Origin of the sequence: Cryobacterium sp. LW097 (assembly GCF_002205495.2) — a bacterium.
Classification (GTDB): domain Bacteria; phylum Actinomycetota; class Actinomycetes; order Actinomycetales; family Microbacteriaceae; genus Cryobacterium; species Cryobacterium zongtaii.
This window is the reverse complement of sequence record NZ_CP021992.1, coordinates 1,285,538-1,311,341: the sequence shown is the minus strand read 5'-3', so window position 1 is coordinate 1,311,341 and position 25,804 is coordinate 1,285,538. Positions and strand designations below refer to the sequence as shown.

Below are 25,804 nucleotides of genomic sequence, written 5' to 3'. Positions count from 1 at the left end.
AGAGAATCCCCTGCAAGGGCGAGATTTTATCTGGGGCATCGAAGGCGGTTGCTGGCTGATCACCACGGAAGACTCGACGTATCGGATCGACCTGGACGCTCTGACGGTCGACCGGTGTCGGTTCTCCGATTCCCCGGACTTCGCGCTGGGAAACGGACCCACTCGCCCGCTCAAGGAGATCGTGGAGTGCAGGGTCGGCCGGCGCGGGTATTGGCTCCTCAGCCCCGAAGGTCGAGACATCGAGACCATCGAGCACTTCTGGCAACGCTCCAGCCGCGTCGTCAGCATCCAAGCGGTACCCACCCCGAGAGGATCACACTGATGGCAGTGACGCTGACAGGCCAGGAAGGCGGACTGTGGGATGTGACCACGCGTGGGTCCACACACCGGTTTGATCTGGACGCTATGACTGTCACCCGCATTCCCGGTGAAACGTCCGGCCCAACCGTTAACGATCGCGCACGGCCCCTCCTCGAGATCGTGCACTGCACAGTCGGTGCGCGCGGGTACTGGCTGATGAGGCCCGACCCCGACGAGGCGGATTACCTCGAACACTACTGGCACCTCTCTAGCAGCATCCAAAGCATCAACCCAGCGCCTTCCGACTGATCGGAGACGTGGGCCTCTCTCCCGCAAAGGAGTGCACGATGGATTCGTTAGCCGATGACGCCACTGGCTGCTACGTCGTCACGACGGCGTCCGGGACTCGCTACTGGATTGACCTCGAGCGGAGATTGCTTCGCCGCGTGACCAGCCCGGTTGCCCAATCGAGTCTCCGCCTGCGACAGGACGGCGCGGACATCGACCTCCTGGAGATCGTCCACTGTCACGTTGGTCAGCCCATGGTCTTGATGATCAACCTGAACGTGCCGGGCGTCTGGCTCACAACTCGCGAGACGACACCGGTAAGGCGCATCGATGCCGTACCGCGGGTCATGGTGCGGCCATGACTGACCTTGACCTGACGGAGTACGACTACCGCCCCATCAATGCGCTGCCGTATTGGGAGGTGATCGGACCGTTCATCACCGAAGCCGTGGCAGAAGCCGCCGCTGCTTCTGGCCGACACGCCCGATCCCTTTCACCCGCCGCTGCCGCATTCGTGCTTTGGTGCTGGCAGAGCCGCGGGACGCCTCTGCAACGCGACCGGATCTTTCGTCGCACCACCATTGAGGAGTACATCCATCTAGGGATGAAGGCCTACACCAAAGGCAGCAAGGCCACCCACCGGGCGACCCTCACGCTCATCACCGGAGTGCTCAACCCACTCGGCCTTACCGATCATCAGCGAGCGATCCCCCGTTCAGCACCGACAGCACCGTACTCCGCCCAAGAGGTCGCCGAGCTATACAGCTGGGCGACCTCGCAAGGAACCGAGCACCGGCGTCGAGACGCGATTGCCTTGTTGACGCTCGGACTCGGGGCCGGCCTAGCTGCAAGAGAGATCCTCGGCGTTCGCGTCTCTGACGTGAACCGGACCGGAGCGATCCAGGTGATCGTGTGGGAGGGACGGGCCCGGGTCGTACCGCTCAGTCCAGCGTGGGAACGTCCCATCCGACGAATCCTGAGTGATCTCCAGTGGGATGACTGGATGTTTCGCCCCGGCCGTCACAGCGCCACATCCGGGCAAGTCACGGACTTCCTATTGCGCGCTCGAACTGAGCTGGATGTTCGACCCGCCAGGATGCGCGCCACTTGGCTCCTTGAGCACCTTACCGGTGGCACATCACCCCAGGAATTGTTGCGGATCTCCGGGCTCCGGAACTTGGCTGCGCTGGATAAGTTGAGAACTTTCGCCCCCAGATCGGGGGTCAAGGACTTCCCCCATCGATTCAACTAAATTCCTTTGATCAGGGATTTGGTATCGGTGGGTGATCTGAAATGTTCAGACTGGCTGAGTTCCTCCGCTCGCCGCGTAATTCCGCCGCACACGTACTCTTCATGCCCCCAAAAGACCGACTCAACGACAGTTTCCTCGCCGACTCCGCGACATACGCACACCTTCGGGCCCTAGACCCGGGGCTTCCCGATCATGTGTGGGAAGTCATCATTCGCTATCGGCCACAGCTCTCCACGCTGCAGTGGGACGCCATACGTGAGTTCACGATCGCTACTGCCGTCCGGATGCAACCTCGGACCTTCGAGACCGTCCGGCGCCTGCTGACCATGTCAGCCCGCTTCAACGTCTGGGTGTGGGCGGCGACGGGTACCGAGCTGGCAATTGACCGCGTCTACACGCACAATAACGCCTATCTCTTCCTGCAGGAGCGCCTGGCAAAGCACTCCGAGACACATCGGTGGGGCGTCGTCCGCCAGCTGGGCGCCATCGCCGATGCCCTCGGCACCACAAGCATCGAACGGTTGCCGTCACCACATCGCAATCCCAGACGCCGACCCTTCTCCCTGGCAGAGGTCGCAGCGATGCACAGCTGGGCCGCCAGTCTCACGACGGATTTGAAGCGGAAGAACGCTCTAGCGATTCTGGGCCTCGCCGGCGGTGCCGGCCTGCGCTCCGATGAGGTCATCGAGACGCGGATCCGAGACATTGAGGTTATAGAGGGACGTGTCTTCGTCAAGGTTCCCGGCAGTCGAGCGCGGACTGTGCCCGTTCGGACCCCGTGGAACCGCACCCTCATGCGCAGCATTGCCGGGCGCACCGATATCGACGATTTCGTCTTTCGCGGCTGGCGCCTCGATGAGTATCGACCGCGCGCCATCCAAAGCTTTCTCACGGAACACCCAAGCCGTATTCGAGCCACAGTCTCACGGCTCCGTGCCTCATGGATAACCACTCAAATCGACAATGGGCTACCACTGCCAGTCCTCATGACTATTGCTGGCCTCACCGCCACGGGAAGCCTCGACAAGCACCTTGAGCACGCGCGACCACTCGACCTGGGCGTGTACACCGGCCTCATCATCGGTGAGGAGCTTCCCCGATGAGCGCTGGCGACATCGACTACGGCTTCAGCGGATACGACCCTGATCTCGGCGGGATGACGCGAGCCGAAATCATGGGTCGCGGTCGCATCCACCAGCTCATCGACGACGAGATAGTGGTGCTCATGGAAGGCCGCGTCCGCAAGACAGGAGTGTTGGAGAAACTGCGGGAGTGGTCCGACGAAGACGCGGCGGCTTTCAGTCTCGGCGGACGGCCGTCGCTCATCTCGGAGCGGGCGGTCCTGACCGGCATGCTGTTGCTGGCCAATGAAGGCAATGCGATGTTCTTGACGAGCGTGCGTGACCTGTTCATGTTTCGCCTCAGTGACGCTTCCCGAGAGCTTCTTGGCTTGGAAGCCTCTCAGCTGGCGTTCGTGGGCCACCCTGCCGAGAAGAAGCGGTGGTACGCCAATACCAGCCGTGCTTTCCACCGTATGAACGATCTGATGGACCCATTCCCGCAGGAGCGCCGCTACTCCAAGACCTATACCCAGATCCAGTCAATCCTCCGAACGCACGACACCCAGCTGGCCGAGAAACGGAAGGCCCGACTAGACGAGTTCACCAAGCTCTTTCTCGTCATGACCTACAACGAACAGCCGCGCAACGTACGCCGCGCCGCAAACAAGATCGACATCTCCTTCGACCAGACCTACATCGGAACACCCACCACGAAAGGCTACTCACGCAAGTCCCTCTCGAAGAAGGTCGCCGAGGAGGCAGCCATCACGGAGAAGAGAACACTCAAGCCGGGCCCCGTAGACGCATTTGCAGGCTGGCACGTGACTACCGGCCCGCGAACAGATGCCAGCCGAGGAGAAGTTGACCTCACTGAGCCCGGCAAGAAGGACAGCGCGGCGGTCTATCGGTGGGGCTGGGAAATCAATATCGCAGTGAGAGTCGATTCGGAAAAGCCCGGGCGCCGGAGATTCCCCGCCCTTGCCGTCGCCGCGACGATGAGCCTTCCCAATGTCCAGGTCGCCGAAGAAGCAATCTCGCTCATGCGCGCCACCAAAGCGCTCGGCCTAGAACCAGGTGTCGGCGACGCAGACAAGCAGTATTGGGCCAACGCCACACCCGAACGGCTCCACGACGACGCACTCGCCGAAGGCTTCACGCCTTCCACCGACTACCGCGTCGATCGTCTGGGCCACCAAGGTGGCGACCACGGCGCCCTCTACATCGAAGGCGGCACCTACTGCCCCGCAACCCCGGAACCCCTCCAGAACGCCACGAAGGAGGTGCTCGGCAACCTCATCGACACTGCCACCTACCGCGAGCGAATCAAGACCCGAACGGCCTTCCAGCTGCACCAGAAGGAGAAGCCCGACGCGAAGGGCCGCGCTGTGCTGCGGTGTCCGGCACTCGGCCCGAGCCCCACTGTGACCTGCCCGCTTCGGGAACTGCTCAAAACGGTAACGGACAAGACCCGCCCCGCCGTAGATGAGGAGAACCTTCCTGACTTCGCCGACAAAATCTGCAGCCAGCACTCCGTCTCCTTCGACACCGCAAAAAACCGAAGAAGTGCCCAAGCATTTGAATACGGCAGCAAGGAATGGGACCAATTCCACACCCACGCCCGTAACTCCATCGAGTCGCTAAACAACCAGATAAAGAGCGGCGGAACGGAAGACATCGAATCTGCGAGCCGGCGACGGGTCCGCGGCTTCGGGGCAGCTCAACTCATCGTCACGATTCTGCTCACCAATTTCAATCTCCGAAAAATCGCGGCGTTCGTAAGCGACAAGATCATGCAAGACGCCAAGAACAATATCAGCGGAGAACCCGCCGTCGCTCCAATCCGCCGACGAGACCGCGAGTGGCACAACCCCTACACAAACACTTTTCCTGCCGGTGTAGCTCGGCCAGACAAGACTAAACAGCCAGCGTCAGACGAAACCGGCGGCCCACCGCTGAGAACCTAGCCGTCCTCGCGGCACCCTTTACCGCCCGAGAGGGCACGATCACCCGCATCCGCGACAATCCGACGCGCCACTAAACGCTCCACAACCGAGAAACTGCATCACCAAGACCGGCGTCAAAGCCGGCCCGGCAAAGTGGGAAGCCCGGGTACAAGAAATCGCTCCTGAGAATCCTCAGGAGCGATTTTTTTGTGACCTCCTGGCCCGTTTCGTGAAGAGTTTCGCGAACGGCCCTTTGGTCGGGCTGACAGGATTTGAACCTGCGACCCCCTGACCCCCAGTCAGGTGCGCTACCAAGCTGCGCTACAGCCCGCCGTGCCCGACAGATTCCCGTATGGGCATCCACCGGAGGCAACTGGAATAGCTTACCGCGTCGGCGGAGTGCTCGCGTTCACTTTTGGGGTGTATCTGGGCGCGGGGTGCTGGGAAATGCGGTTGACAATGTTGCAGAGCGACGTAGTGTCTACCGGAGACAGGGCACCGGATCTCGACAGGATCGGTCAACGGGTGGGCTCGGTCAGCGGGTGGGCTCGGTCAGCGGGTGGGCTCGATCAGCGGGTGCGACGACGATTCTCTGCTCACACATAGGTTGTCCATAGGAATGATGCGTAGAGTGACGCGAGGTCGTCACCGGCCGCTCATACAACGAAGGAAGTTATGTCCCAGAACAGCTCACGTCCCCTGTCCAAGTTCAACCTCGTCTTGGCACTGCTGTGGCTGGTCGACGTGGTCGTGACCGCCGCGGGGTACCTGATCCTGACCTCCTCCAACGCCACCCAGGCCGAGTTCTACACCTCGCAGTCCTCCGACTACGTGGCGTACTTCTCCGCCCAGTCCGGCAGCGGTCTCGGTGCCACCCTGATCGGCACCGGCATCCTGGGCTTCATCATCACCCTCGCGGCCATGGTCGTGTCCCGGTCAATCGCCAAGAACGCCGTCGTGGCGCCCGCCGCTATCGATGACGAGCCGGACTTCGACTTCGATGAGACCGACTTCGACTCCGCCTCCGACACTGACGAGAAGACTGCCGTGACGACGCCGGCTGCCGCCGCGCCGACCGTTGAGGCTCCCACCACCAACACCACCTCGGGCGACGAACCCACCGACGAGCCCAAGACCGCTCGCTAGCTCCTCCGCGCGCAGGCGCTGACGTGGGAATGCCCGGGGCGGTGCCCTAACCACCGCCCCGGGCATATCTATGTTTGGGCCTCCCCCGCCCAAAAACCTGTTAGGAGAGAGCTTCGAGGAGCTTCTGCACCTCGGCGTCGGGCAGCACGGACCACGGTGAACCGTCCGGGTCCGCGGCCGCGGCATCCGGGCTCTCGCCCTGATTCCACCATTTACTCTCGTAGGGAACCCCGTCGAAGAGGATCAGGGCGCTCTTCTCGTAGATGGCGGTGCCGTCCCAGGTGGGGTAGGTGCCGGCGGGCAGGGTGGGCTTGGGGATCGGGGTCTCCCCCGGCATCACCGGGCCGATCAGCACCCATGGTGTCTCCCACTCGTTGAGCACCGGGTTGTCGGGCAGGTCACCGCGCGTCCACCACTTGGTCTGGTAGACGTTCTTGTGCCAAACCACCTTGGTGCCCTCGAGGTAGGAGGATTCCTCCGCCCAGATCGAGTACGGGCTGGTGTCAGGGTCGTCGACGATCGACTCGATCTCCTTGGCCTCGTCGGTGGTCACCGACGCCGCCGCGTGAACGGGGCGGCCGGTGAAGCCCTTGCCCAGCACGTCCACGAACTTCTCATCGCCCTGGTCGATGCCGCTGCAGGAGTCCGACACCCGGGTGAGGTCGGCGTAGTTCGATCCGCAGGTGGTGTCCCGGTTGAGCGACCACAACGACATCCGGCCGATCTTCTGTTCCCGCGCGAACGTGTTCACGGCACGGGCGTCGTCGAGGTCGAAGACCTCGTCGGGCACGTCGTTCTGGCCGGCCATGGGCGTCATGCCGATCTTCGACCACACCGTGGCGTCCGTCAGCTGGGTGCCGGCCCGGCTGTACAGGGTGCCGATCTGCCGGTGCGCGGCCGTGACGGCGCGAATGGATGCCTCGGCCATGGTCTCGTCGGCGTCCTTGCTGCTGCCGTAGTCCATGGTCATCAGGTTCACCCCGGCCAGGTCCACCTTGGCGTCGAGCATGGCGGTGACCGCGTCGGTGCCGTCTTCGGTGAGACCGAAGGTGCCCACGGGCAGGGTCAGCCACACCGCAAGGTCCTCACCGTCGGCGCGGCGGTCGGCCTGCAGGTCGGCGAGGGCGGTGGCCCGGCGTTCGGCCGCCGCACTGTCGGTGAGGTTGTCCCCCTCGAGATCGAGGTCGATGGTGGTCACGTCGTACCGGTCGAGCACCGCGGCGTAGGCGGCGGTGAGCTTCTCGGTGTCGGTGCAGCCGGTGCCCAGTTCGGTGTTGAGCAGGCCGCCGAAGGAGACGATGACCTGACCGTCGAGCTGGGTCACCCGGGCCAGCCGGCGGTCGAGGTCCAGCTCGTCCGCAGCCTCATCGAGGGTGTAATAGGTGCCCCAGCTGGGCGTGCAGGGCTCTTCGGCGTCAGCAACGATGAATGAGAGCACCACGTCGCTGCCGGCCCGGTCGGCCGACGCCTCGAAGTCGTAGGTGGGGGTGGCGGTCACGTCGACGTAGCCGGCGAACCAGGGGTCGTAGGCCTCGGCGGCCTGCGCCGAACCCCACCACTGCCAGCCGAGGTAACCGCCGCTGGACAACGCCACGACGAGCACCACACCGAGGAAGACCCGCACCACCGAGAGGCGCCGACGCGGCTTGGCGACCGCGGTGACGGTCTCGGGGGCGGTGGGCGCTGATGCGCCGGGTTCTACGGCGCTCATTTGAGTGCTCCCTGCTTGGTGCTCTTGGAGCCGGGCTGGTTCACGAACGGTCCGGTGATCAATTCCACGTCGCTGGGCAGCTCGCCGACTGCGTGGCCGTGATAGATCACCGCGCGCCAGTCCAGGACGGGCTCCAGCGGTTGAGGCGCCTCGACGGCGACACTGCGGCGGGGGGCGCGTTCGACGAACATCCACTGGGTCAAGCCGAGCCAGACATCCACGATCGAGTTCCAGAGACCGATGTAGGCAGCAATCGCGAAGACGGCCAGCAGGGCGTTGAACCCGGCGAACAAGGCGTTGCCCCAGTTCCCTTGCGACACATCGCGCCACAGGGTGAGCGCGGAGAACGCGACGATCACGTACGGCACCACCACGAACAGCAGCGGCGCGGCCGTGCGGTTGCGCACCTTGGGGGTGCGGGCGAACGGGATCTTCTTGCTGGTCACGGCCTGCTGCATCGACTTGAGCACCCCGGCGAGGTTCACCGGCAGCAGGATCAGGTTGAAGCCGTAGATGCGCAGGATGTCGCTGAACTTGTAGCCGCAGGAGCGCAGGTCGCTGCCCATCGCGAGGAAGTACGGCACGGCGGCGAGCACAACGACGGGGCTGAGCAGTCGGCTGTCGTAGGGGTAGGCGAGCAGGAAGATCAGGCCGAAGCTGGCCCAGGCGATGCTGGCCATGTAGTTCACCCGCAGCGCCAGTTCGATCACGCTGATCGGGTGGCCCTGGCGGCGGCGCTCACGCAGCTGGCGCCAGAGCTTGGGCAGGATCAGCAGCCCACCGTTGGCCCAGCGGCGACGCTGCACGATGAGCGAACCGAAGTCGGGCGGGGTGGCGCTGTAGCTGAGTCGCTCGGGGTAGTTCGTCAGCGACCAGCCGTGGGTGCCCAGGTCGATGCTGGACTCGGTGTCCTCGATCACGGTGCGGTCCTGCACGTAGCGGCGCACCTCGAAGCCGCCCACGGTTTCCACCTCGACGATGTCTTCCAAGGCCACCTTGCGGATCACGGCGTTCGCCCCCACCCAGAAGGTGGCGCCGTAGTGCGACAGGCCCTGGTGCAGAATGTGCTGGATGTCGGTGGTGGCGCCGGCGAGCCGCTCGATGCGGGTGGGGGCGCCGCGGAACGACGAGTACGGCGTCTGGGTGACGGCGACTCTGGCGTTGTCGGGCTGTTCGAGGAAGTAGACCAGGCGCAGACAGTAGTCGCGCAGCAGCAGCGAGTCGGCGTCGAGGGTGAGCAGGTACTCGGAGTCGCGCACCACATAGTCGGCTGGTGCATCGTCGGCGACCGGGCGCAGGATGGTGCCGTCCGGCCCCTCCTCGCGCTGGAACCGGCGACCCATCAGACCGATGTACGCGTTGAGGTTCATCGCCTTGTTGGCCTCGTGCGACAGCGACGAGAACAGTTTGCGCTCGAAGGTGTCCAGCTCGGCGGAGAAGGTCCAGAGCAACCGGCGGTGCAGCTCCAGCATCCGGGCGGCGCTGGGGGCGGTGCCCTCCCGCGCGGCCGCGGTCAGCGCTGCGCCGGTGAGGGAAAGTTCCGCGGCAAGGCCACCGAGCACCTGCTCCACGAAGAAGGTGTCGACGTGGTCATCGATGGTCTCGGCGGAGGCCATCGCCTGCAGCCAGCGGGCAGCCCACTGGTAGCTGTCGGCGAGGCGCTGCACGGCCCGTTGGGTGGGCTGCTGGTCGTCAGCGAGTTCGATCTCGCAGATCAACAGCTCTTCGGCGAACCGGTTCTTCGGTACCGCCAGGGCCAGTTCGATGTCCCGGGCTATGCTGCGGGAGGACCGCAGCTGGGCGGCGACGGCCGGGTCGGTCGGGTGCGGCGGGTCGTCAAGCAGCAGCACGATGCGCAGGTCGGGATACTCCTGCAACGCGGCCGACCACAGAGTTGCCCGCACCACGCCGTGTTCCTCGCTGTAGGAAGGCACCAGCACGGTAAGTGAACCCTGGTGGTTGGCGAAGTGTCCGTCGAGTTCGGCACGGGGTACCCGCACGTGGTCGCGGAACCGTTGAAGTGCGCCCTGCCGGGCTACCAGGTACAGCAGCGCGGAGAAGGTGAGGAAGGTCACCACGATCACGTAGGAGACGGCCTCGGTGGTGAACCGGAAGCTCTCGGCGCCGTTATTGAGGAACTGACGCAGGATCGTGTAGATGACGTACGCGAGCCAGGCCAGCACAGTGCTGATGATGGCGAGTCGACCCCAGATGATTTTGGCGTCGCTGGGGATGTCGTGAACGGTGGGAAGGGGCTGGGTGCTGCGTTCGGCGCCGAGTTGGCGTTTGCGGGCAGGCGAAGCTAGGGACTTCGAGGGCACAGTGAATTCATCCTTGGAATAGGGCCAGGGATCTCGCTGGATCAGCGGTCGAGAGTTCGGGTTCTCGTTTAGACCAGGTCACAACGAAATGCAGGGACACGGAAATGTCGGAAGGGCTACGTGGTGCGCCCAGCGCCGCTCTAGGAAGCGGACGGCTGAGGGGGAAGAGGAAGCTGGAGCGGCCGCGAGCTGGCGAGCGTTCCGCGGGTTTCGGGGCCGGCGGATGCTGCGGGTGATGCGGTCGAACCTGGGCGTGAGCTCGATGTACTGAGGAACGTCGAAGTGGAGCACTCCGGTGTGGATCACGGGCCGGGTGAGGCTCGTTGATTGGGCGGTGCCGGTGGAACCGGGTGGGTTCTGCCAGCAGTTAGAACATAAGACAATGTCACCGGCGCGGGAAACCCCCTCGTTTGGGGGTACCTTCAACCTCAGCTTGCGGGTTCAGGTTTCCGTTTCCGCACCAGCGCTGGGATCGGGTCGCTAGGGTTGCGTTGTCCTTAGGCGGCCCTTGAGCAAAGCTTGCGCCAACCGTGCGGCGTCATTCCGCGGGCACACACGAAAAAGCCGCATGCCGGCATCCGAAGATGCGGCACACGGCCTGATCGAACCTGCCGGGTAGCCGGCGGTCGGGTTAGCGCTTGCGCTTCTCGCGCACCCGCATGCTGATGTTGATCGGGCTGCCGGCGAAGCCGTAGACCTCACGCAGACGACGCTGGATGAACCGGCGGTAGCCCGGGTCAAGGAACCCGGTGGTGAAGATCACGAAGGTCGGCGGGCGGCTGGAGGCCTGGGTACCGAACAGGATGCGTGGCTGCTTGCCACTGCGCACCGGGTGCGGGTGCTCCGCGGCCAGCTCGGCGAGGAAGGCGTTGAACTTGCCGGTGGCAACGCGGGTGTCCCACGACTCGAGTGCGAGCTCGAGGGCCGGAACCAGCTTCTCCATGTGACGGCCGGTCTTGGCCGAGATGTTCACGCGCGGGGCCCAGGCCACGTGCGCCAGGTCCTGCTCGATCTCACGCTCCAGGTAGCGGCGACGGTCGTCGTCGATCTGGTCCCACTTGTTGAACGCGAGCACCAGCGCACGGCCGGACTCGAGAACCAGGTCGATGACGCGCACGTCCTGCTCGCTGATGACCTCGGTGACGTCGATGAGCACCACGGCCACCTCGGCCTTTTCCAGGGCCGCGCTCGTGCGCAGCGACGCGTAGAAGTCGGCGCCCTGAGAGAGATGCACGCGACGACGGATGCCGGCGGTGTCGACGAAACGCCAGACCTTGCCGCCGAGCTCAACCTGCTCATCGACCGGGTCGCGGGTGGTGCCGGCCAGCGCGTTGACAACAACACGCTCTTCGCCGACGACCTTGTTCAACAGGCTGGACTTGCCCACGTTCGGGCGTCCCAGGATCGCGACGCGGCGCGGGCCGCCCACTTCCTGCTTGGCGACGTTGGAGATCTCGGGGAGCTTCTCGAGGATCGCGTCGAGCAGGTCGGCAACGCCGCGGCCGTGCAGCGCGGAGACCGGCCAGGGCTGGCCGAGGCCGAGCGCCCACAGGCTGGCCGCTTCGGGCTCCTGACGGATGTCGTCGACCTTGTTGGCGATGAGGAAGACCGGCTTGCCGCTGCGACGCAGCAGCTTGACGACGGCCTCGTCGGTGGAGGTCGGGCCCACGTTGGAGTCCACGACGAACATGACGACGTCGCACAGCTCAATGGCCAGTTCGGCCTGCATGGCCACGGACGCGTCGATGCCCTTGGCGTCGGGCTCCCAGCCGCCGGTGTCGACGAGGCTGAAGCGGCGTTCGTGCCATTCACCCTTGTAGGTGACCCGGTCGCGGGTCACGCCGGGAGTGTCCTCCACGACGGCCTCGCGGCGGCCGAGGATGCGGTTCACGAGCGCGGACTTGCCCACGTTGGGGCGGCCGACGATCGCGATGACCGGCAGGGCCGGCAGGTACTGGATCGCGTCGGGGTCATCGGAGACCGAGTCGAGAACGTCGAAGTCCTCGTCGTCAAGGTCGTATTCGTTCAGGCCGGTGCGCAGCGCGGTGGCGCGCTGAGTGATCAGGGCGTCGTCCTCGTCGAGGTCGGTCAGGCGCGATGCGATTTCCGGGTCGAGTTCGGGGATCGTCGTGTCGTCGAATTGATTAGTCATGCGAGTTCCTCGCGGTATTGATGACCTCTACAACCGCGTCAATGGTCTGGTCGAAGTCGAGATGGGTGGAGTCGACGGTGGTCACACCGTCTGCGGCGCTCATGAATTCCACTACCTGGGAGTCGGCGCGATCCCTCGATCGCAGCTGTTCCGCCACGGTGTGGGCCGATTGGGTTGATATTTCCGCAGAGCGCCTAGCCATTCTAGCCTCTTCGGTTGCTGTGAGTAGAATGCGAACCTCGGCCTCGGGCGCGACGACGGTGGTGATGTCGCGGCCCTCGACCACCACGCCCGGCTGCGGAACCGCCCGGGCGATGCGGCGGAACAGCTCGGTCAGGTGGCTGCGCACCGCGGGGACCCGGGCGATTGCGCTGACCGCCGCCGAGATCTGCGGTTCACGGATGGCGTCGGTGACGTCGGTCTCCCCCACCCGCACGAAATAGGCATCCGGTTCGGTGCCGATCGTGTAGTCGAAGCTGGGCAGCAGTGCGCTGACCGCGGCGGAGTTCTGCGGGTCAACCTCCTGGTCGATGACCAACCAGGCCAGCGCCCGGTAGGCGGCGCCGGTGTCGAGGTAGCCGTAACCGAGGCGGCGGGCCACGGCTCGGCTGACGCTGGACTTGCCGCTGCCGGCAGGCCCGTCGATCGCAACGAACAGGGGGTAGGAGTGCTTACTCAAATGTCTAACCGACAATCCGCCAGCCGCGGGCGGCCAGCTCAGTGGTGAGGCGGCTGACCGCCTCGGGGAGGATGCTGATCTCGGCGAGCCCGATCTGGGCTCCCGGCGAGTGTTCGAGGCGCAGGTCCTCGAGGTTGACGCCGGCCTCGCCGATTTCGTTGAACAGGCGGGCGAGCTGGCCGGGGGTGTCGTCGACCATCACGGTGAGGCTGGCGTAGCGGCGGTCCTGGCCGTGCTTGCCGGGCAGCCGGGCCACGCCGGTGTTGCCGCCGGCGATCTCCTCGGCCACCTGACGGCGGGCGCCGGGGGCGGATGGGTCGGCGAGGGCGCCGATGAACCGGTCCAGGTCGTCGCGCAGCGCGAGCAGGATCTCCCGTACCGGCGCCGGGTTGGCGCCGAGGATCTGCACCCACAGTTCCGGGTCGCTCGCGGCGACGCGGGTGACGTCGCGCAGGCCCTGCCCGGCGAGGTTCAGCGCGGAGGCGGGAGCATCGGTGAGGCGGCGGGCCATCAGGGTGGCCACCACCTGGGGCACGTGCGAGACCAGGGCGACACCCTTGTCGTGCTCTTCCGGGGTCATCTCCACCAGGGTGGCGCCGAGGTCGAGGATCAGGTCGTCGATCGCGGTGGCGCGCTGGTAGCTGATGTCATCGTGCGCGGCGACCACCCAGGGCCGGCCGATGAACAGGTCGGCGCGGCCGGCGAGCGGTCCGCCGCGTTCCCGGCCGGCGAGGGGGTGCGAGCCGATGTAGCGGGACGTGTCGGCGCCGCGGGCGCGCAACTCGGTCAGCGGGGCCAGCTTGACGCTGGCCACATCCGTCACGATCGCGTCGGGGAACGCGTCGAGTTCACGGGCGACGATGTCGGCGGTCACGTCCGGTGGCACACACACCACGATCAGCTGGGGGGCGTCGGCGGGCGTGGCGGCGCGGCCGGCACCGTAGTCGATGGCCAGTGACAGGTTGGTCGGCGAGGCGTCGGCGAGGATCACGTCGATGCCCCGGGCGCTCAGCCCCAGGCCGATGCTTGTTCCCAGGAGACCTGCGCCGACGACACGCACCGGCCCGATCAGGCGAGACTCGACCACGTTCGGCTCCAAACTTGCGCGGGTGACAGGGTGAAACGGATGCTGCGGGTTACTTCTGCACTTCGGCGCGGGACACCGTGAGCAGCTGACCGAGTTCCACCTTAGTGAGGTCGCGCACGGCGCCGGAGCGGAGGGTGCCCAGCTGCAGCGGGCCGAACTGGCGGCGCACCAGGTCCACGACGGGGTGGCCGACGGCGTCCATCATCCGCCGCACGATGCGGTTGCGGCCGGAGTGCAGGGTGAGCTCCACCAGGGTGAAGCCGTCGCCGGGAGGGCTGGTGAGGATGCGGGCCTTGTCGGCGGCGATGGGGCCGTCCTCCAGCTCGATACCACTCTGCAGCTTGCCGATGGTCTGCGCCGAGACGCGGCCCTCGACCTTGGCGATGTAGGTCTTGGCGACGCCGAAGGAGGGGTGCGCGAGCACGTGGGCGAGGTCGCCGTCGTTGGTGAGGATGAGCAGGCCGCTGGTGGCGGCGTCGAGGCGGCCCACGTTGAAGAGGCGTTCCTCGTACCCTTGCGTGAACTGGCGCAGGTCCGGCCGGCCGCTCTCGTCTTGCATGGAGGAGACCACGCCGACGGGCTTGTTCAGCATCACGTAGCGGCGGCTGGTGTCCAGCTGCACGGCGACGTTGTCCACGGCGATCTTGTCGGTCTCGGGGTGCACGCGGCGGCCGAGTTCGGTAACGACCTTGCCGTTGACCCGCACCCGGCCGGAGCTGATCATTTCTTCGCTGACCCGGCGGGAGGCGACGCCCGCGGCGGAGAGCACCTTCTGCAGGCGGATGCCGTCGGCGGCGGCCTCGGGATTGGTGGCGAAGTCCGGGTTGGTGCTGCTGGTGTCGGTGTAGCCGTCGTTGTGGTCGGCTGTGTTTTCGGTCATGGTAGATCCTCGAATCCGTTCGCACCGTCGGCGAGCAACGGCGAAATTAGTGGCAACTCGTCGAGCGAGTTGATTCCCAGCTGGGTGAGCAGCAGGTCGGTGGTGGCGTAATTGATCGCGCCGGTCTCGCTATCGGTGAAGGCCTCGGTGATCAATCCGCGGCCCAGGAGGGTGCGCACGACCGAGTCGACGTTAACGGCCCGAATCGAGGCTACCGCGCCGCGGCTGATCGGTTGCTTGTAAGCGATCACCGCGAGGGTCTCCAGGGCTGCCTGGGAGAGCCGGCTGGGGTTCTGGGTGAGCACAAAATCGGCCACCACCGGGTCGTGCTCCGCGCGCACGTAGATGCGCCAGCCGCCGGCCACCTCGCGCAGTTCGAAGCCGCGCCGCACGGTGCCGTCGACCCCGTCGAAGTCGGCGACCAGCCGCAGGATGGCCGCGCGTACGTCCACGAGCGGATGCGCGACCGCAGTGGCCAGGTGCACCAGGCTCTGCGGCTCATCCGCCACCATCAAAATCGCCTCGAGCCGCCGCTCAATGGCCACCGCTCCCCCGCCGCCGTTCGAGCGATTCCCGTCGGTCGAGCCTGTCGAGACCTCGTCAAGGGTCGTCACACTGGCATCAAGACTCATAATCGCCTCCAAGGTTCGCAAGATTGTCATCCGACCAGCCCTCGGCATCCCAGTGCAAACTGAGCTCGCCCAGCGGTTCGAGCTGGTCGAAGGTCAGAGCCCCGTGCCGGTACAGCTCCAGCACGGCAAGAAAACGGGCGATCACGAGCCCCTTCTCGGCGCAGTCCACGATCAGCTCCCGAAACGTCAGGCTTCGGTTGGCCCGCAACATCGCCACCACGATCGCCGCCTGCTCCCGGATGCTGACCAGCGGCGCGTGCAAATGCTCCAGCCCCACGGTCGGCAGCTCTCGCGGCGTGAGCGCCAACGCCGCCAGCGCGCCGAAATCGCCCAGCGACAACGTCCACACGAGCTCCGGCGTGGTCGTACGGTATTTCTCCTCGAGCCGCACCGAGCGCACATGGCGGGTGGCCTCGTGCTCGAGGCGTTCGAGGAACCACTCCGACGCGGTCTTGAACGCCCGGTACTGCAACAGCCGGGCGAAGAGCAGGTCGCGGGCCTCGAGCAGCGCCACGTCCTCGGCATCCACCAGTTCGCCCTGCGGCAGCAGCCCGACCAGTTTGAGGTCGAGCAGGGTGGCGGCCACGACGAGGAACTCGGTGGCCTGGTCGAGCTCCTCGGCGGCGTCGAGCCCGCGCAGGTAGGAGATGAACTCGTCGGTGACCCGGCTCAGCGAGATCTCGGTGATATCGAGTTCGTGCTTGCCGATCAACGAGAGCAGCAGGTCGAACGGTCCCTCGAAGTTCTGCAGAGCCACCGAGAAGCCGGGCGCGGGTGTGCCGGCGTCGCCGATGGACTCGAGCGTGCCGGTGCCGGCCGTGCGGGTGTGGGTCGTGGCGGTGGTCGCCGCGACGCGGGCCGAAGCGGCCGAGGTGCGCTTAGGCGACCGCGCCACGCTGGATCAGTTCCCGCGCCGCCTGCTTGTAGGCCTTGGCTGCGGCGTGTTCCGGAGCGAACTCGGTGATCGGCACCCCCGCGACACTGGCATCCGGGAATTTGACCGTACGGCCGATGACGGTGTCGAGCACCCGGTCGCCGAACGCGTCAACGACCCGTTCGAGTACCTCGCGCGAGTGCAGGGTGCGGGAGTCGTACATGGTGGCCAGGATGCCGTCGAGTTCGATGGCCGGGTTGAGCCGGTCGCGCACCTTGTCGATGGTTTCGATGAGCAGCGCCACCCCGCGCAGGGCGAAGAACTCGCACTCCAGCGGGATCAGCACGCCGTGGCTGGCGGTGAGGGCGTTGACGGTGAGGATGCCCAGCGACGGCTGGCAGTCGATGAGGATCACGTCGTAATCGTTGGAGACCTTGCGCAGCACCCGGGCGAGAATCTGCTCGCGGGCGACCTCGTTGACGAGGTGCACCTCCGCGGCGGAGAGGTCGATGTTGGCCGGGATGATGTCCAGACCCACGACGGAGGTCTGCTGGATGGCTTCCTTGGGATCCTTGGAGCCGCTCAGGAGCAGGTCGTAGATGGTGGTGACGTCGTGCGTGGGCACGCCGAGACCGGCCGACAGGGCGCCCTGCGGGTCGAAGTCGATGGCGAGCACCCGGCGGCCGTAGCCGGCCAGTGCCGCTCCCAGGTTGATGGTGGTCGTCGTCTTGCCGACGCCGCCCTTCTGGTTGCACAGCGAGACGATGCGCGCCGGGCCGTGGCTTTTCAGCGGGGCGGGCTCATCGAACACCTGCAGCGGGCGACCGGTCGCACCGGTGGGTGGTTCCTCGAGTCCGGGAAGCTGCGTCCGGCTATCCGTTCTACGCGCCACTGGGCTGTCCTCGATCCGTCATGCAGTTCACTTGGTTGATTCTACCGAGCCGAGAGGCCCAGCCCGGCCAGATTCCCCGGTGTGCCGCCAGCTGCCTCGCCGGCTGCCTCGCCGGCTGAGTCAGCCGGCCTTCTTGTCGTCGGTGCCCCGGCGCACCCGCACCACGGTCTCCCAGCCGGCCACGAGCACGAGCACCCCGGTGGTCACCGAGCCCAGCTGCAGCGGGGTGAGCTCGAAGGCCGCGCCGAACGCAACCAGCAGCGCCCCGATGCCCACCAGGTACGACACGAGCAGCTCCCGCGCCACGACGAGCCGGAACAGCAGCATCCCCAGCACGTAGAGCGCCGGCCCGCCCACCAGGACCACCGCGGTGGACAGGGTCATCTCCGTATGGGGATGCGTGAGCACCTCTTTGTCGGCCACCGAGGTGAGCACGATGCCGGCGATGATCACGGCGTGCACGTAGGTGTACGCGAGCCGGGCGATGCGGCCGGGCTCCGCGGCGGCGGCGATGGCCTTGGCGCCGGCGCGTTCGCTGTGGTCGAAGTACAGCCACCACATCGCCACCGTCGCGCCGAACGCGAGCAGCATGCCCAGGATGCTCGCCGCCGAAGATTCCTTCGCGACGAACGCGAATCCTGTCACCAGCAGCGATTCGCCCAGTGCGATGATCACGAACAGGGCACTGCGCTCGGCGATGTGCGGGCCGGAGAGGTTCCATTGGTCGATGCCGGACGCGCCGAGTCCCGGCACCCGGAAGCCGACCCCGGCGGAGAGGTACTCGATGGCCAGGGCGATCAGCCAGAGCGGCAGCCGGTACTGCAACGGCAGCAGCGCGCCGACGATCCAGAACACGCTCGATAGAGCCAGCCAGATCAGGATCCGAACGAAGGTGCGGCGCAGCTCGGCATCGTGCCGCGCCACGGCGAGCACCATGAAGGCCGTGCGGCCCAGTTGCAGCACCGAGTAGGCCAGCGCGAAGACGATGCCGCGGTCACCGAACGACTCGTAGATCGAGACGCTCACCACGAAGCCCACCAGCGACAGGCCCAGCACCACGCCGCGCACGGGCAGCTTGGCCGGGTCGAGCCAGTTGGTCACCCAGGTCGTGTAGACCCACACCCACCAGAGCGCGAGCACCAGCATCGCCGACTCGAGGGCACCCTCCCAGGACTGGTTCTCGTAGAGGTAGCGGGAGAGCTGGGTGAGCGCGAAGACGAAGATCAGGTCGAAGAACAGCTCGACGTAGGTGACCCGGTCGGAGCTGGTGGAGTCCTCGGGCCGCAGCAGATTGCGGCGGATGCCGAAGCGGCCGGCCGGCGTCGGTGCGGGCGGTGGTGTTGAGGTACGGGTCACTCCCCCATTGTGGCCGCCCTTGCCTGCGAAACACACACACACATACACAGGTCACCGGCGGGCGGCGCGGGTCAGCGGGCGCGGGGGTGCGCCGTGGTGTACACGTCGCGGAGGGTGTCGATGGTGACGAGGGTGTAGATCTGGGTGGTGGCCACCGACGAGTGGCCGAGCAGCTCCTGTACCACGCGCACGTCGGCGCCGCCGGAGAGCAGGTGGGTGGCGAAGGAGTGCCGCAGCGTGTGCGGCGACACCTCGATGCCCAGCTCGGCGCGTTCGGCGGCGGCGCGGATGATCAACCAGGCGTTCTGCCGGCTCACCCGGTGCCCGCGTACGCCGAGGAACAGCGCCGGGGTGGCCTTACCCCGCCCCGACAGCACCGGTCGGGCACGCACCAGGTACGCGTCCACGGCGGCCCGGGCGAAGCTGCCGACGGGAACGATGCGCTGCTTGTTGCCCTTGCCGGTGAGCCGCACCACGTCTTCCTCGAGCATGTCGTCCACGTTGAGGTTGACCACCTCGGACACCCGCGCCCCGGTGGCGTAGAGCAGTTCGAGCAGCGCCTTGTCGCGCAGCTGCTGCAGTTCCTCCCCGTCGGTCGCGGCCAACAGCGCGTTCACCTGCTCGATCGAGATGGCCTTGGGCAGCCGCAGGCCGAGCTTGGGCGGTTTGGTCTCGTGCGCCACGTCCACGTCCACCAGCGATTCCTCGAGCAGGAACCGGTGGAAGCCGCGCACGGTGCTCAGGATCCGCGCGACGGAGGCCGCGGTCAGCGGCGATTCGGTGCGACTGCCCAGGTGCTGCACGAACGCGCTCACCTGCGGCCCGGTCACGGCGCGCAGATCGGTGATCTCGGCATCCGTGAGCCAGCCGGCGTAGATCACCAGGTCGCGCCGGTAGGCGGCGACGGTGTTGGCGCTCAGCCCGCGTTCAATCGAGACATGCCGCAAGTACGAGTGCACGGCCGGCTCGACGAGCGCGGGGCCGGTCACACCGTGTGGTCCCAGTTGTTCGGATGCCGCGGCCAGGGCAGGTCGGCCGGCGCCAACGACGCCCAGCCGCGGGAGCGGGAGGCGGCGGCAGCCAGCACACCGACGACGAGCGACGGGTTCTGCACCCGGCGTTCCAGTGCGGCGTCGACGGCGTCGTCCAGGGACACCCAGCGGGTGACCATGTCGGCTTCCTCGTCGGTGCGGTCGAAGGCCTCGGTGGCCGGCGACAGGCCGCGGGCCAGGTAGATGCGGATCACTTCGTTGCTGCCGCCCGGGGACGTGTAGAACTCGGTGAGCACATTCCACTCGGATGCGACGACGTCGGTCTCCTCGGCCAGCTCGCGCTGGGCGCCGAGAAGAGCGTGTTCGCCGTCGACGTCGAGCAGCCCGGCGGGCAACTCCCACTCCCGCATCCGCACCGGGTGCCGGTACTGCTGGATCAGCAGCACCCGGTCCTGGTCGTCGAGGGCGAGAATCGCGACCGCACCGGGGTGGTCGACGTACTCGCGCACGATCTCGGCGCCGTTGTAGTCGAACGCGTCCTGGCGGATGTTCCACACGTGGCCGTCGAACCGCACCGCACTGGAGGTCAGCGCGGTCGGTGCCGGCTCATCCTCGATGCGGGGCAGCAACGCGTCGGCTTCGGCGCGGGCGGCGAGGGTCTCAGGCATCTTCCTTGACCTCGAACAGGCGGCTGGCCTGCTGGCGGTCCAGGGCCGCACCGATCAGGCCGACGAACAGCGGGTGCGCGTGGCTGGGGCGTGAGCGCAGTTCGGGGTGGGCCTGGGTGCCCACGTAGAACGGGTGCTCGGCGCGGGGCAGCTCCACGTACTCGACGAGGTGGCCGTCGGGCGAGGTGCCGGAGAACCACAGGCCGGCCTCGGCGATCTGGGCGCGGTAGTTGTTGTTCACCTCGTAGCGGTGACGGTGACGCTCGGAGGCGACCGGGGCGCCGTAGAGCTCGGCAACGATGGATCCGTCGGCGAGGTTGGCCGGGTACAGGCCGAGGCGCATGGTGCCGCCCAGGTCGCCGCCGGCGATGATCTCGACCTGCTCTTCCATTGTCGCGATCACGGGGAACTCGGTCTCGGGCTCGAACTCGCTCGACGAGGCGCCGTCGAGGCCGGCCTTGTTACGGGCGTATTCGATGACCATGCACTGCAGGCCCAGGCACAGGCCGAGCACGGGGATGGCGTTCTCGCGGGCGAACTTGAGGGCACCGAGCTTGCCCTCGATGCCGCGCACGCCGAAGCCGCCGGGCACGCAGATGCCGTCGAGCTCGGCGAGCATCGCCGCGGCGCCTTCGGGCGTCTCGCAGGTGTCCGAGGCGATCCACTCGAGCTTGACCTTGGTCTGCTGGGCGAAACCGCCGGCGCGCAGCGCCTCGGTCACCGAGAGGTACGCGTCGGGCAGGTCGATGTACTTGCCGACCAGGCCGATGGTGACCTCGTGCTTGGGCTCGCGCACGGCGTCGAGCACGCGCTGCCAGGCGGTCCAGTCCACGTCCTTGACCGGCAGGCTCAGGGCGTCGGTGATGTACTTGTCCAGGCCCTGCTCGTGCAGCACGGCGGGGATCTCGTAGATGCTGGGCACGTCGACGCAGTTGACGACGGCGTCCTCTTCGACATCGCACATCAGCGCGATCTTGCGCTTGTTGGATTCGGAGACGGGGCGGTCGCTGCGCAGCACCAGGGCATCCGGCTGGATACCGAGGGAGCGGAGCGCTGCGACGGAGTGCTGGGTGGGCTTGGTCTTCTGCTCACCGGAGGCGGCCATGAACGGCACCAGCGACACGTGCACGAAGAAGACGTTCTTGCGGCCCAGCTCGTGGCGCACCTGGCGGGCGGCCTCGATGAAGGGCTGCGACTCGATGTCGCCGACGGTGCCGCCGACCTCGGTGATGATGACGTCGGGGCGCGGCTCGTCGCTGGCCTGCAGGCGCATCCGTCGCTTGATCTCGTCGGTGATGTGCGGGATGACCTGGACGGTGTCGCCCAGGTACTCGCCGCGGCGTTCGCGGGCGATGACCTGCGAGTAGACCTGACCGGTGGTGACGTTCGCCGCCTGGGTGAGGTTGATGTCGAGGAAGCGCTCGTAGTGGCCGATGTCGAGGTCGGTCTCCGAGCCGTCGTCGGTGACGAAGACTTCACCGTGCTGGAACGGGTTCATCGTGCCCGGGTCGACGTTGAGGTAGGGGTCCAGCTTCTGCATGACGACGCGTACGCCGCGAGCAGTCAGGAGGTTGCCGAGGCTTGCCGCCGTCAGGCCTTTACCCAATGAAGAAACGACACCACCGGTCACAAAAATGTGCTTCGTAATGCCGTCTGAATTGTCCGCGTTTGTAATGTTCACCACGGGCTTCGATCCTATCACCTAGCTGGGGCCTCTCCGTTGGAGCGAGTTGAGTGGGCAAGTTCAATGAGCTCGCGAGCGTGCTCGAGGCCGCTGGCGGAGTCGGGCAGTCCGGAGAGCAGCCGGGCCATCTCGGCGGCCCTGTCGTCGCCGGTGAGCTGGCGTACGCTGCTCGCGGTGACCGAGCCGTGGCTGTCCTTGACGACGCTGAGGTGGTTGCCGGCGAACGCCGCCACCTGGGCGAGGTGGGTGACCACGATCACCTGCGCGGTTTCAGCGAGTCGGGCGAGTCGCCGGCCGATCTCGATCGCGGCCGCGCCGCCCACTCCGGCGTCGACCTCGTCGAAGACGAAGGTTGGCACAGGGTCGGTGGCGTTGATGACGACCTCGATGGCCAGCATCACCCGCGACAGCTCGCCGCCGGATGCGCCGCGCGCCAGTGCCCGCGGCTCGGCGCCCGCGTGGGGCTGCAACATGATGCGCACCAGGTCGTGGCCGGTCACCGAGACCTCGTCCAGCCGGTCGATCTCCACCACCAGGCGGGCGTCCGGCATGGCCAACGCGGCCAGTTCGGTGGTGACGGCGGCGCCGAGCGCGGCGGCCGCGGTGGTGCGGATGCCGGTGAGCGCCTCGGCGAGCCGCTGCACGAGGTCGCGGTCGGCGGTCGTGTCGGCGCGCAGGGCGTCGATCCGGTCGGAGTCGCTGTCGAGCTCGAGCAGGCGGCTGCTGCCGGTGTCGAGAAAGTCGATGGCCTCGTCGAGGCCGCCGACGAACTTGCGCGAGAGCACGCTCAGCTCGGCGCGGCGCTCCTGCACCACCTCGAGTTCCCTGGCGCCGTCGGCGTCCAGGCCGGCGAGGTAGCTGGAGAGTTGGGCGGCGATGTCGGCGACGATGAAGCCGGCGTTGGCGAGGGCCTCGGCCAGCGGCGGCAGCACCGGGTCGTGTGCGGCGGCCCGGTCCAGCTGGCGGCGGGCGGATTCGAGCAGGGCGACGACATCGGGCGTGTCGTCGGTGGATTCCTCGGCCGAGAGCAGTTCGCGAGACGAGGCGGCGGCCAGCCGGAGTTCTTCGAGGTTGCCGAGCCGTTCGGCGCGGCCGGCGAGTTCGTCGTCTTCGCCGCGCTGCGGGGCGGCGAGCTCGATCTCGGCGATCCGCAAGCGCAGGTCTTCGGCTTCTCGGGCCCGGCGGTCCTGCTCGGCGATGAGCAGGTCGAGTTCGGCTTGGTTGGCGTGCCAGCGGTGGTAGACGTGCTGGAAGGCCGTGAGGGCCTCGGTGAGTTCGGGGCCGGCGAACCGGTCCAGCGCCCCGCGCTGCGCGGAGGTGGACCGCAGGCGCACCTGGTCGGACTGGCCGTGCACGACGACGAGGTCACCGCCGAGGTCGCCGAGCACCCCGGCGGGGGCGCTGCGGCCGCCGACGACGGCGCGGCTGCGGCCTTCGGCCGACACCGAACGGCTGAGCAGCAGCTCGGGGCCGTCGAGGTCTCCCCCGGCGTCCCGCACCCGCTGGGCGACGGGCCCGTCGGGGGCGATCAGCCAGCGGCCCTCCACCCAGCTCTGCGGTTGGCCGGCGCGCACGGTGCCCGGGTCGGCGCGCTCGCCCAGCAGCAGGCCGAGCGCGGTGACGACCATGGTCTTGCCCGCGCCGGTCTCGCCGGTGATGGCGGTGAAGCCGGGGCCGAGCGGCAGGGTGGCTTCCTTGATCACGCCGAGGTCGCGGATGACGAGTTCTTCGATCATGCGGTCACCTCACTCACGTCCGACCGGGCCCCGCCAGCCCGTGATGGGCAGGTTGAACTTGTTCACCAGCCGGTCGGTGAACGGGCCGCTGTGCAGCCGGGCGAGACGTACCGGAACCGGTGAGCGTCGCACGACCACCCGGGCGCCGGGCGGCAGATCATGCACGCGACGGCCATCGGCGCAGAGCACTGCGGTGCTGTCGCCGCGGGCGAGGATTTCCACGGCGAGGGAGGAGTCCGGTCCGACGACGAGGGGGCGGGCGAACAGGGCATGGGCGCTCAGCGGCACGAGCAGCAGGGCGTCCAGGCTCGGCCAGACGATGGGTCCCCCGGCGGAGAACGAGTAGGCGGTCGACCCGGTGGGGGTGGACAGCACCACGCCGTCGCAGCCGAAGGCGGACAGCGGGCGGCCGTCGACCTCGATGATGACCTCGATCATCCGCTGCCTGCTGGCCTTTTCGACGGTGGCCTCGTTGAGCGCCCAGGTTTCGTAGACCACCTCGTGGTCCACCTTCACCCGCACCGAGAGCGTCATGCGCTCCTCCACGAGGTAGTCGCGCAGCAGGGCGCGACGCACGGCCTCGCCGAGGTCGTCGCGTTCGCTTTCGGCCAGGAATCCCACGTGGCCCAGGTTGATGCCCAGCAGCGGCGCGGAGCAGCCGCGCACGATCTCAGCGGCGCGCAGGATGGTGCCGTCGCCGCCGAGCACGATCACGAGTTCCAGGTCGGTGGCCTGCACGGTCTCGCCGAGCACGGCGGTGCTGCCGTTCAGTTGCGGGCAGGACGCCAGCAGGTCGGCGCGTTCCTCGGCGGCCAGCACCGGTACGGCGCCGGCGGCGATCAGCTGTTCGCACACGGTGGCCGCGGCTTCGAGAGAGTCCTGACGGCCGGTGTGGGCGACGACGAGGATGTGTCGTGGCGTTGCGGTCATGCGCGTCACGCTCCCACCAGGATGGTTATCCGATCGATCCATTCTGTCGGATTAGTTCCGGTTCCACGTCTCAGCCACACGAGATACTCGTGGTTGCCTGCGGCCCCGGCGATCGGCGACGCGATCAGGCCGTTCACGCCGAGCCCCAGGTCCCAGGCGGCCCAGAGCACACCGGCGATGGCGTCGGCGCGAAGGCCGGCGTTGTGCACGACACCCTCCCGGATGCCGCCGCGACCGACCTCGAATTGGGGTTTGATCAGCAGCACGAAGTCGGCACCCTCGGTTGCGGTGGCGACCAGGGCCGGCAGCACCGTGGTGAGGGAGATGAACGAGAGGTCGCCGACGACGAGGTCGGGTTGCTCGGTGATGCCGGAGGCTCCCGCGATGGACTCCGCGGTGGCGTAGCGCAGGTTGAAGCCCTCGACGAGCGTCACCCGCTGGTCGGCCTTGATGGTCGGCGACAGCTGGCCGTGGCCCACGTCGACGGCGATGATCCGGGCGATGTCGCGTTCGAGCAGCACCTGGCTGAAGCCGCCGGTGGAGGCACCGGCATCCATCGCGGTGCGGCCGGTGACCGGCAGGTCGAACGCGTCGAGCGCGGCAACGAGCTTGTGCGCTCCGCGGCTCACGTAGTGGTCGGTGGGGGCCACGGCGATGACCTGGCTCTCGCGCACCTTGGCGGATGCCTTGACGACAGGGCTGCCGTCCACGGTGACTAGGCCCTCGGTGATGAGCCGGGCGGCGACGGTGCGCGATCGCACCAAGCCCCGTTCGAACAGCGCCGAATCCAGGCGCTGCTCCCCCGTGGGTGAAACCGTGGGTTCAGCGGCGGGCGCCGGTGGCGTGCTGATCGGCACGCTGGTGGGCTGTGGCGCCGACCGTCTCGGCTCCGGCGCGTCCTCGTGCTGGGTCCCCATCTCGGGGTCTGGCTCTGGCGTGCTGGAGGTGGTCATTCGGCCTTCGATCGGGGCACGTCGCCACCTTCGAGGTGGTCGCGCAGACTGTCGTGCAGCTGGAGATACGCCGTGGCCCGGTCCTCGAGCGGCAGCGCCTCGGCGGCCGTGATGCGGGCCTCGAGGTCACCATCCAGCACGGGCGGGGCGGGTGCGTCGTCGGTAGGCGCGGGCGCTGGTGCAGACGGCGTCGGGCGCGGCCCCGGGCGACCCGGGGTCGGCGCACTGGGCGGCCCGGCCGCATCTACTCCGTCTGCACTCACGCCT

General features: G+C 67.2%; 23 protein-coding genes and 1 tRNA gene. 6 read left to right on the top strand and 18 right to left on the bottom strand.

Translation table 11 applies throughout. The features are described from left to right. The first annotated feature begins 321 nt into the window (after positions 1 to 321). The 5 genes from B7495_RS06040 to B7495_RS06020 all read left to right on the top strand — a co-directional run bounded on the left by B7495_RS06040 (position 322) and on the right by B7495_RS06020 (position 4,865). Complete coding sequence (locus B7495_RS06040; RefSeq protein WP_088455777.1) at positions 322 to 609, top strand: hypothetical protein; 288 nt, start codon at positions 322 to 324, stop codon at positions 607 to 609. Positions 610 to 647: 38 nt separating this feature from the next. After that, positions 648 to 950, top strand: a complete 303-nt coding sequence (locus B7495_RS06035; protein WP_088455776.1) for a hypothetical protein — start codon at positions 648 to 650, stop codon at positions 948 to 950. Further along, complete coding sequence (locus B7495_RS06030) at positions 947 to 1,840, top strand: hypothetical protein (protein WP_088455775.1); 894 nt, start codon at positions 947 to 949, stop codon at positions 1,838 to 1,840. Before B7495_RS06035 ends, B7495_RS06030 begins: the two co-directional genes overlap by 4 nt. A gap of 101 nt (positions 1,841 to 1,941) precedes the next feature. Next, positions 1,942 to 2,943 carry a site-specific integrase gene (locus tag B7495_RS06025; protein ID WP_168195289.1) on the top strand — a complete coding sequence of 334 codons (1,002 nt, stop codon included), beginning with the start codon at positions 1,942 to 1,944 and terminating at the stop codon, positions 2,941 to 2,943. After that, positions 2,940 to 4,865 (top strand): hypothetical protein, encoded by a 1,926-nt coding sequence (locus B7495_RS06020; RefSeq protein ID WP_088455773.1) that lies wholly within the window; start codon positions 2,940 to 2,942, stop codon positions 4,863 to 4,865. Before B7495_RS06025 ends, B7495_RS06020 begins: the two co-directional genes overlap by 4 nt. A 233-nt stretch (positions 4,866 to 5,098) precedes the next feature. Here B7495_RS06020 and B7495_RS06015 read toward each other — a convergent pair. Continuing rightward, positions 5,099 to 5,175: transfer RNA gene (locus tag B7495_RS06015), tRNA-Pro, on the bottom strand. 344 nt (positions 5,176 to 5,519) lie between these two features. Between B7495_RS06015 and B7495_RS06010 the strand changes: the two genes are divergently transcribed. Further along, on the top strand, positions 5,520 to 5,990 hold the full coding sequence (locus B7495_RS06010; RefSeq protein ID WP_088455772.1) for a hypothetical protein: 471 nt from the start codon (positions 5,520 to 5,522) through the stop codon (positions 5,988 to 5,990). A 100-nt stretch (positions 5,991 to 6,090) separates the two neighbouring features. Here B7495_RS06010 and B7495_RS06005 read toward each other — a convergent pair whose 3' ends face one another. The 17 genes from B7495_RS06005 to B7495_RS18755 form a co-directional block, all read right to left on the bottom strand. Next, positions 6,091 to 7,701: a chitinase gene (locus B7495_RS06005; protein ID WP_088455771.1), complete on the bottom strand. Its 1,611-nt coding sequence runs from the start codon at positions 7,699 to 7,701 to the stop codon at positions 6,091 to 6,093. Continuing rightward, positions 7,698 to 10,022, bottom strand: coding sequence for a glycosyltransferase family 2 protein (locus tag B7495_RS06000; RefSeq protein ID WP_088455770.1), 2,325 nt, complete (start codon positions 10,020 to 10,022; stop codon positions 7,698 to 7,700). Before B7495_RS06000 ends, B7495_RS06005 begins: the two co-directional genes overlap by 4 nt. Positions 10,023 to 10,653: 631 nt before the next feature. Continuing rightward, complete coding sequence (gene der, locus B7495_RS05995) at positions 10,654 to 12,174, bottom strand: ribosome biogenesis GTPase Der (RefSeq protein ID WP_088455769.1); 1,521 nt, start codon at positions 12,172 to 12,174, stop codon at positions 10,654 to 10,656. After that, entirely contained in the window at positions 12,167 to 12,853 is a 687-nt protein-coding gene (cmk, locus tag B7495_RS05990; RefSeq protein ID WP_088455768.1) for a (d)CMP kinase, read from the bottom strand. The genes der and cmk overlap by 8 nt, the downstream gene beginning before the upstream one ends. A gap of 4 nt (positions 12,854 to 12,857) precedes the next feature. Further along, positions 12,858 to 13,940, bottom strand: coding sequence for a prephenate dehydrogenase (locus B7495_RS05985; RefSeq protein ID WP_240632426.1), 1,083 nt, complete (start codon positions 13,938 to 13,940; stop codon positions 12,858 to 12,860). Positions 13,941 to 13,989: 49 nt separating this feature from the next. Further along, entirely contained in the window at positions 13,990 to 14,820 is an 831-nt protein-coding gene (locus tag B7495_RS05980; protein ID WP_088455767.1) for a pseudouridine synthase, read from the bottom strand. Continuing rightward, positions 14,817 to 15,452: an SMC-Scp complex subunit ScpB gene (locus B7495_RS05975; protein WP_088455766.1), complete on the bottom strand. Its 636-nt coding sequence runs from the start codon at positions 15,450 to 15,452 to the stop codon at positions 14,817 to 14,819. Before B7495_RS05975 ends, B7495_RS05980 begins: the two co-directional genes overlap by 4 nt. Next, positions 15,442 to 16,245 carry a ScpA family protein gene (locus B7495_RS05970; RefSeq protein ID WP_240632484.1) on the bottom strand — a complete coding sequence of 268 codons (804 nt, stop codon included), beginning with the start codon at positions 16,243 to 16,245 and terminating at the stop codon, positions 15,442 to 15,444. Before B7495_RS05970 ends, B7495_RS05975 begins: the two co-directional genes overlap by 11 nt. 85 nt (positions 16,246 to 16,330) lie before the next feature. Beyond that, on the bottom strand, positions 16,331 to 17,218 hold the full coding sequence (locus B7495_RS05965; protein WP_088455765.1) for a ParA family protein: 888 nt from the start codon (positions 17,216 to 17,218) through the stop codon (positions 16,331 to 16,333). A 120-nt stretch (positions 17,219 to 17,338) separates the two neighbouring features. Continuing rightward, positions 17,339 to 18,574, bottom strand: a complete 1,236-nt coding sequence (locus tag B7495_RS05960) for a low temperature requirement protein A (RefSeq protein WP_168195288.1) — start codon at positions 18,572 to 18,574, stop codon at positions 17,339 to 17,341. A 71-nt stretch (positions 18,575 to 18,645) separates the two neighbouring features. Further along, complete coding sequence (gene xerD, locus B7495_RS05955) at positions 18,646 to 19,563, bottom strand: site-specific tyrosine recombinase XerD (protein WP_240632424.1); 918 nt, start codon at positions 19,561 to 19,563, stop codon at positions 18,646 to 18,648. Continuing rightward, positions 19,560 to 20,234 carry an NUDIX hydrolase gene (locus tag B7495_RS05950; protein WP_088455763.1) on the bottom strand — a complete coding sequence of 225 codons (675 nt, stop codon included), beginning with the start codon at positions 20,232 to 20,234 and terminating at the stop codon, positions 19,560 to 19,562. The genes xerD and B7495_RS05950 overlap by 4 nt, the downstream gene beginning before the upstream one ends. Then, on the bottom strand, positions 20,227 to 21,882 hold the full coding sequence (locus tag B7495_RS05945) for a CTP synthase (RefSeq protein ID WP_174776715.1): 1,656 nt from the start codon (positions 21,880 to 21,882) through the stop codon (positions 20,227 to 20,229). The genes B7495_RS05950 and B7495_RS05945 overlap by 8 nt, the downstream gene beginning before the upstream one ends. Before the next feature lie 50 nt (positions 21,883 to 21,932). After that, positions 21,933 to 23,654: a DNA repair protein RecN gene (recN, locus tag B7495_RS05940; protein WP_088455762.1), complete on the bottom strand. Its 1,722-nt coding sequence runs from the start codon at positions 23,652 to 23,654 to the stop codon at positions 21,933 to 21,935. 9 nt (positions 23,655 to 23,663) lie between these two features. Then, positions 23,664 to 24,584: an NAD kinase gene (locus B7495_RS05935; RefSeq protein WP_088455761.1), complete on the bottom strand. Its 921-nt coding sequence runs from the start codon at positions 24,582 to 24,584 to the stop codon at positions 23,664 to 23,666. A 5-nt stretch (positions 24,585 to 24,589) separates the two neighbouring features. Continuing rightward, the gene (locus B7495_RS05930) at positions 24,590 to 25,537 is read right to left on the bottom strand and encodes a TlyA family RNA methyltransferase (protein WP_240632423.1); all 948 of its coding nucleotides are present in this window, start codon (positions 25,535 to 25,537) and stop codon (positions 24,590 to 24,592) included. Continuing rightward, positions 25,534 to 25,800 (bottom strand): hypothetical protein, encoded by a 267-nt coding sequence (locus B7495_RS18755; protein ID WP_133159739.1) that lies wholly within the window; start codon positions 25,798 to 25,800, stop codon positions 25,534 to 25,536. The genes B7495_RS05930 and B7495_RS18755 overlap by 4 nt, the downstream gene beginning before the upstream one ends. Between the last annotated feature and the right edge of the window lie 4 nt (positions 25,801 to 25,804).